Annotated in this window: 8 protein-coding genes; 5 read left to right on the top strand and 3 right to left on the bottom strand. The window is 61.8% G+C overall.

The features are described from left to right. The coding region (gene thrS / locus EN906_RS16910; RefSeq protein WP_127375271.1) for a threonine--tRNA ligase at positions 1–1,516 on the top strand (1,516 nt) is incomplete at its 5' end. Between the two features lie 149 nt (positions 1,517–1,665). Here the strand turns inward: thrS and EN906_RS16905 are convergent. Continuing rightward, complete coding sequence (locus EN906_RS16905; protein ID WP_127267641.1) at positions 1,666–2,163, bottom strand: N-acetyltransferase; 498 nt, start codon at positions 2,161–2,163, stop codon at positions 1,666–1,668. A 138-nt stretch (positions 2,164–2,301) separates the two neighbouring features. On the opposite strand from EN906_RS16905, the gene EN906_RS16900 reads away from it, so the two are divergent. After that, positions 2,302–3,240: a GNAT family N-acetyltransferase gene (locus EN906_RS16900; protein WP_127301673.1), complete on the top strand. Its 939-nt coding sequence runs from the start codon at positions 2,302–2,304 to the stop codon at positions 3,238–3,240. A gap of 24 nt (positions 3,241–3,264) precedes the next feature. On the opposite strand, the gene EN906_RS16895 is transcribed toward EN906_RS16900, so the two are convergent. Beyond that, positions 3,265–4,227: a hypothetical protein gene (locus tag EN906_RS16895; RefSeq protein ID WP_127270173.1), complete on the bottom strand. Its 963-nt coding sequence runs from the start codon at positions 4,225–4,227 to the stop codon at positions 3,265–3,267. A gap of 152 nt (positions 4,228–4,379) precedes the next feature. Between EN906_RS16895 and EN906_RS16890 the strand changes: the two genes are divergently transcribed. Together EN906_RS16890 and EN906_RS16885 are read left to right on the top strand one after the other, a co-directional pair. Then, positions 4,380–4,964 (top strand): nitroreductase, encoded by a 585-nt coding sequence (locus tag EN906_RS16890; protein ID WP_127270172.1) that lies wholly within the window; start codon positions 4,380–4,382, stop codon positions 4,962–4,964. After that, positions 4,965–5,573 (top strand): flavin reductase family protein, encoded by a 609-nt coding sequence (locus tag EN906_RS16885; protein ID WP_127270170.1) that lies wholly within the window; start codon positions 4,965–4,967, stop codon positions 5,571–5,573. It abuts the gene before it with no gap. On the opposite strand, the gene EN906_RS16880 is transcribed toward EN906_RS16885, so the two are convergent. Beyond that, positions 5,570–6,301 (bottom strand): TetR/AcrR family transcriptional regulator, encoded by a 732-nt coding sequence (locus tag EN906_RS16880; protein WP_127270168.1) that lies wholly within the window; start codon positions 6,299–6,301, stop codon positions 5,570–5,572. The two genes, EN906_RS16885 and EN906_RS16880, sit on opposite strands and share 4 nt — an antisense overlap. A 107-nt stretch (positions 6,302–6,408) precedes the next feature. On the opposite strand from EN906_RS16880, the gene EN906_RS16875 reads away from it, so the two are divergent. Further along, positions 6,409–7,083 carry an isoprenylcysteine carboxylmethyltransferase family protein gene (locus EN906_RS16875; protein WP_127375270.1) on the top strand — a complete coding sequence of 225 codons (675 nt, stop codon included), beginning with the start codon at positions 6,409–6,411 and terminating at the stop codon, positions 7,081–7,083. Positions 7,084–7,165: the final 82 nt, after the last annotated feature.

Below are 7,165 nucleotides of genomic sequence, written 5' to 3'. Positions count from 1 at the left end.
GGGCGAACGCTACAAGCTGGAGTTGATCGACGCCATTCCCGAGGATCAGGATCTCAAGATCTACGCGCAGGGCGACTGGTTCGACCTCTGCCGTGGCCCGCACATGGCCTCGACCGGGCAGATCGGCAATGCCTTCAAACTGATGAAGGTGGCCGGCGCCTATTGGCGCGGTGATTCGAACAACCCGATGCTGACCCGCATCTACGGCACGGCCTGGGCTGATCAGGCGCAGCTCGAAGCCTACCAGATGATGCTGGAGGAGGCCGAGAAGCGCGACCATAGGAAGATCGGCCGCGAGATGGACCTGTTCCATTTCCAGGAAGAGGGACCGGGCGTCGTCTTCTGGCATGCCAAGGGCTGGAAGATGTTCCAGAACCTGGTCAACTACATGCGCCGCCGCCTCGACGAGCAGGGCTATCAGGAGGTCAACGCGCCGCAGGTGCTCGACAAGAGCCTGTGGGAGACGTCAGGCCATTGGGGCTGGTATCGCGACGCCATGTTCAAGGTGACGGTCGCCGGCGACGACACCGATGACGACCGGGTCTTCGCGCTGAAGCCGATGAACTGTCCGGGCCATGTGCAGATTTTCAAGCATGGGTTGAAGTCCTATCGCGATCTTCCCGTAAAGCTTGCGGAATTCGGCAATGTGCACCGCTACGAGCCGTCGGGCGCGCTGCACGGGCTGATGCGCGTTCGCGGCTTCACGCAGGACGATGCGCACATCTTCTGCACCGAGGAGCAGCTGGCCGCGGAGTGCTTGCGCATCAACGATCTGATCCTGTCGACCTATGCTGATTTCGGTTTTGACGAAATCAGCGTCAAGCTGTCGACGCGGCCCGATAAACGCGTCGGCACCGACGAAGCCTGGGATCATGCCGAGGCGATCATGGGGAGCGTGCTGGAGACGATCAGGACACGGTCCGGCAATCGCATCAAGACCTCGATCAATCCGGGCGAGGGCGCCTTCTACGGCCCGAAATTCGAATATGTGCTCAAGGATGCCATCGGCCGCGAATGGCAGTGCGGCACGACGCAGGTCGACTTCAACCTGCCGGAACGGTTCGGCGCCTTCTATATCGGCTCCGATTCCGAGAAGAAGCAGCCTGTGATGGTGCACCGCGCGATCTGCGGCTCGATGGAGCGCTTCCTCGGCATCCTGATCGAGAACTATTCCGGCCATTTCCCGCTGTGGTTCGCGCCGCTGCAGGTGGTGGTGGCGACGATCACGTCGGATGCCGACGGCTATGCGACCGAGGTGGTGGCAAAGCTGAAGGCCGCAGGGCTGTTGGCGGAAGCGGATCTGCGCAACGAGAAGATCAACTACAAGGTCCGCGAGCACAGCCTAGCCAAGGTTCCGGTCATCCTCGTCTGCGGCAAGCGCGAGGCGGAAGAGCAGACCGTCAACATGCGCCGGCTGGGCTCGCGCGACCAGGAATCGCTTGGCCTCGACCAGGCGATCGCGCAACTGACCGAGGAAGCTGTTACACCCGACCGCCGGCGCAAACGCGCGGCTTGATTGGCATGGTTTCGACCAAATGGCGGTGGAGCGATCCACCGCCATTTTCATAGTAGGCGGTATGTCCTTCACACCTTGTCGGCGACCATCGGGTTGATTGCCAGGACGCGCTGCCTTGAAGACGCGACCACCACGCCTTGTGAAGTGGATTAGGCTCCGTAAAAAGCCGGATGATAAAGGACGACGCCTTGCCGAGCGTCAGGGCCAAAATCCAAACATTGGAAATACTCCGGCGGAACGTCTGGAAACCTCAGAGTGGGGTCGGCCTTGAACCCAAATCGGGAATAGTAGCCGGGATCGCCTAGAACCACGCATCCAGCCGCGCCAAGCGATTTTATCCGGTCAAGTCCAGCTTCTATTAGCTGAACACCGACGCCTTGCCGCTGTCGGTCAGGTCGCACTGCAACTGGCCCGAGACCGTACCAATTGACTTCGGTGCCGTCGATCTTGACTGAAGAGAAGGCGACATGACCAACGATCTCACCATCTTGTTCTGCCACCAAGGAAACCGTCAACGCGCCTCCCGCTCTCAGGGCGTCAACAATGGCTCCCTCCGTTCCAGCGCTGTATGGCGCACCGTCGAAAGCGGTGGTGACCAGCGCGCGGATTTCTGCAATGTCATGGGCGTTTTCTGGTCGTATGATCATGAGATTCGTGTAGCAAACCACCGTCGGGCCGCCAAGACGCTCTCGCCTCCGCGCCTTGACCCCATCGGGCCAGTGCCGGTGGGGGCGGAACATCGGTTACTTCATATCCCTGTCACGCCGACCTTGTAACGAGCCCTCATGCTCAAGCTGAAATTGCGCGAACGACCCTTTCCCGAGCTTTCCTATGCCAATCCGCGCCAGCCGGCGCTGACACGCTGGTTCATTCATTCGGTCGAAGGCCTGTCGGGCCGCGACCGCTACACAGCACTTTATGATTTCTGGCGCCGCCAGGTCGTGCCGACAGGCGAACGCGTGTTCAGCCGTATGCTCGAACTGATCGACGTCCGCGTGCGGACATCGGATCAGTGGCCGCCGGCACAGTTGCCGAACACGCCGCTGGTGATCGTCGCCAATCATCCGTTCGGCATTGGTGACGGCATTGCCGTGCTGTCGTTGGTCGAGCAGCTCGGACGCCCGTTCCGGGTGATAATTCACAAGGACCTGCTCAAGATCCGCGAGATGGAGCCTTACTCGCTGCCAATCGACTTTTCCGAGACCAAGGACGCGCTGAAGAACAACATGGCCGTGCGCCATGAGGCGGTGCGGCTGTTGAAGGAAGGCGTCACCATCGTGGTGTTTCCGGCCGGCGGTGTCGCCACCGCGCCGAAGGGCTTTGGCCAGGCACGCGACTTGCCGTGGAAGATGTTTCCCGCCCGTCTCGTCCAGGACGCCAGGGCGTCGGTCATCCCGATGCATTTTTCCGGGCAGAACGGCAGGCTGTTCCATCTGGTCAGCGGGCCGATGAACATGGCCGAGCGCGACGGCCGGGTGGCGAAATTCGTCGGCAAGGCCTCGCTGACGCTGCGCACGTCGCTGCTCATCCACGAATTCGCGCGGCTGTCCGGCAAGGCGATAGACGTGCGCGTCGGCGATGTGCTGAGCTGGAGCGAGTTGGAGCCGTTGCGCGACCGCAAGGCATTGCTCGACCGGCTGTATCGCGGCGTGTTCGATCTGGCGCCAATCGTGGCGCGCCGCCGGATTCCGTTCCTGCCAGCGCGGACCAAGATGGCAGCCTGAAAACAGGAAACCTGCCGCGGAAGGTTAGTCCGCGCCTTCTTCGGGATCCATCGCCGCGGCCTCGGTGGCCAGAACCTCGATCTCCTGGTTCTGCCCGGCCACGACCGTAAAATCCTTCTGATAGATGCGGTCGCGGTTCTTGGCGATGATGGTGTAGTCGCCCTCGGCCAGCACCATCGAGGCGAAGGCGCCGACGGTTTCCTTGATCGGATCGCCCGATTCGTTGAGCAGCGACCAGGATGTGTCGGCGATCGCCTCGCCACCGGTTTCGCGCACCAGCTTCATGGTGATCTCGGCGGCGTGGTGCTCGACGGTGGCTTCGGTCAGCTTGCCGGCCTCGACACGGATGTCGGAGCGGATGACCGCGTTGACTGCGCCATAGGTCGAGACGACGTGATAGATGCCGGCGTTGAGCCGCACGACGCTGTTGGGCTCGACATCGGGAATGATCAGCGCGCGGTCGCCATTGGCCTCGGCGGTGCCTTCGTAGATCGAAAATCGCAGCTTCTTTGGTGGAATGCGCACGCCGCCGGACAGCACTGCGTCGAGCTTGAGGCCGCCGGCGTCGAGCACGAGACTTTCGCGCTTGGCGTCCTTGCCGACAGTGATGCGCTTGGTGGCGCCGGCCCGGCCGTAGGAGGCGTGAACCAGATAGCTGCCGGGTTCGAGCTGGAAGACGGCGGTGCCGCCATGGGAGGAGGCAACCATCGGCAATTTGCCGTTGACGGCTTCGGGCTTGAAAACCCGCCAGACGATGCCGCGCGTGATGTCGGAACCCTTGTCGGTTAGTTGGGCGGACAATGTGATGGCGCCGCCGCCGCTCAGCGCCAGTGACGTCTCGCCTTTCGGCGTCGCGTAGCTCGAAATTCCCGGAAGCTTCAGGTCGGTGACACCGTCGACGTTCTGCGCCACGGCAAGCGAAACCGGCGCCATGAATATCAGCGCGCCGAGCCAGACCAGGAAAAGACGGACAGTCCCCTCAAACATGCCTTGCGTTGAAGCCCATGGCGGTGGCAATTTCAAGGCTTAAGAGTTGAAACGACTCTTCCCTCCGGCGTATCCCGCGCCAATGCCCGAGCCGCCCGAATCCCCGATGGTGCGCTTCAGCTCAAAACAGAATGTCCAGGAGACTTGCGCCCATGGCGTCGCCGATCATCGACTTCCTGCTCACCCGAAACTCCGCACCGATCCCCGATTTGAAGGAGCCGGCGCCGAGCGATGCGGAGATCGCCACGATGATCGCCGCTGCCTCCCGGGTGCCCGACCATGGCCGGTTGGAGCCCTGGCGCTTCATCCTCTACCGTGGCGACGCCCGCGTCGAGATCGGCAGCCAACTGGCAGCGCTTGCAGAGCAGCGGGAAGGTCCCTTGTCCGAAGGCCGCCGCAACCAGGAACTGGCGCGATTCTCGCGCGCGCCACTGGTGATCGGCGTCGTTTCGATCCCCAGGGACAATCCAAAAATCCCGCAATGGGAAATGTTCCTGTCGGGCGGCATGGCGGCGATGAACCTGATGATAGCAGCGAATGCGCTGGGCTATGGCACCAACATGATCAGCAACTGGTATTCGGATGTGCCGGAGGGCAGGGCGCTGCTGGGGCTGGCGCCGCAGGAGCGGGTCATCGGCTTCATCCATATCGGCTCCTATGCCGGCCCGGCACCGGAGCGGCCCCGGCCCGATCCGGCAAAGCTGTACAGTGACTATTCGGGACCGTGGGCGGGCTGAATGTTCTACGAACCCTCAAAGGGCCACGGCCTGCCGCATGACCCTTCGAAGGCGATCGTGGCGCCGCGTCCGATCGGCTGGATTTCGACACTGAACAGGGCAGGCGAGGTCAATCTCGCGCCATACTCCTTCTTCAATGCCGTTTCTACGCGGCCTTTCATCGTCTGGTTCTCCTCCGAAGGCGAGAAGGACAGCGCCTCCTTCGCCCAGGAAACCGGCGAGTTCGTCGCCAATCTCGTCAGCCGCGATCTCGCGGAGAAGATGAACCGCACATCGGTCAATGCTCCGCGCGGCGTCAACGAGTTCGTCTATGCCGATCTTGCCATGGCGCCGTCTCGGCTGGTGGCGCCGCCGCGCGTGGCGGCAGCGCCGGCCGCGCTCGAATGCCGGGTGACGGAAGTCTTTCGGCCAAAGGCGCTGGACGGATCGCCGACAAGCGCTGTGATTGTTGCCGGTGAAGTGGTCGGCGTGCACATCGACGACGCCTTCCTGACAGACGGCCTGTTCGACATCACCAAGGCCGGCAATGTCGCCCGTCTCGGCTATATGGATTATGCCAGCGTCGACGAGGTGTTTTCGATGCGCCGGCCGCGCTGGGACAAGGACTAGATATCAGGCTTGGCCAGCGCCTTGCCGGCACTCTTTCGCCGCCTGGCCGTCATGACGGTGCGCACATAGCCGGGCTCGCCGATCCGGATGCTTCCATCGGGCAGGCCCAGTATGCGGTCGAGAGCGATCTCGTAGAGCCTGACGCGTTTCTCCAGGGCCTCGATCGCGATCTCCATGTCGGCGTCGCTGCCGCCGGCAATTGCCTTGGCAACGACGTCATGCGTGGCCATGCCGAATTGCATGACGATGTCGGCAACACCTTCCGGATCGAAGGTCCTGAAAGTGCCGTCTTCGATCCCTTGCCTGATGATCTTGACCAGCAGAGGTGAAAACGACGCGCTGGCGGCCAGATTGATACGGTGGAAAAGCACCAGATTCTCAGGCCGAAACATCGTCTCGAAAAGAGTCCAAGCTTCGGGCGCGGTCTCGATCTTTGCCCGCCGCGACTGGCTGAGCAGGCCATTCAGGCGGCCAAGCGGGTCTAGGTCCGGATCGTCGATTATGTCCTGCACCCCAGCCAGTGCCTGTCTTGCAAAGCGATGGGCCAATGCTTCCAGAAGAGCCTCCTTGGAGGGGAAGTAGTGATAGAAGGCGCCCTTCGAGACGCCGGCGGACGCAATCACGTCGTTGAGGCTCGCTTTGTCATAGCCCTGCGTCAGGAAAAGGGTCTGGGCATGGTCCAGAAGCTCTTCTCGCCTGAACTCTGGATGCTTGATGACACGGGGCATGATGAACCTTCTGCACAGTTCGCTTGAATTACAGACCGATGGTCGGTATGGTAGACCAATGGTCTGAAATTGCCAGTGCAGTGAGCGGATATCATGAAAGGTCGATCATGATCGCGAAATTGGTCCTCCAAACATTCGTCTGGTTTGGCGCCATGGGCGCCTTGCTCTTCCTGTCGGCCGGCACGCTGCGCTGGCCGGGGGCCTGGGTCTATCTGGTGGGGATGGTGGGGCTCAGTCTCACCTTGGGCGTGGCGCTGGCAAGGCGCGATCCCGGCCTGATGAATGAGCGGTTGAGTTCTCCTATCCAGAAGAATCAGGACACGGCCGACAAGGTCCTGCTGTCCATACTACTGCTCGCCATCTTTGGTTCGCAGATATTCATGGGATTCGACGTCCGTTTCGGCTGGTCCGTGGTTCCCGTCTGGGTGCAGGTGGTCGGCGCGCTCGTCCTGCTGCTCGGAATCTGGATCTGCTATCTGACGATGCTGGAGAACAGTTTCGCGGCGCCCGTGGTGAAGATCCAGGATGAACGCGGACAACGTGTGATCTCCACGGGGCCTTACAGCTACGTCCGCCATCCGATGTACGCCGGCGCCATTCTTTTCTTCGCCGGCACTGCACTTCTGCTTGGTTCCTGGTGGGGGCTGTCGTCGGTACTCGTGATCGTCGTTCTCCTGGCCATCCGCACCTTCATTGAAGAGAAGACGCTTCGCACCGGCCTGCGCGGCTATGACGACTATGTGGCCCGGGTCCGTTACCGCCTGATCCCATTGGTTTGGTAGCAGGCGCTCAGGCGGAAACACCTGCCGCCTTTGCCCGCGCCAGAAGCCGCTCGGCTAGCCGCAGGTGCGGTCGGTCGAACAT

The organism is Mesorhizobium sp. M7A.F.Ca.CA.004.06.1.1, from assembly GCF_003999135.1.
Lineage (GTDB): Bacteria > Pseudomonadota > Alphaproteobacteria > Rhizobiales > Rhizobiaceae > Mesorhizobium.
The sequence above is the reverse complement of the archived record's forward strand: the minus strand, read 5'-3'. Positions and strand labels throughout refer to the sequence as shown.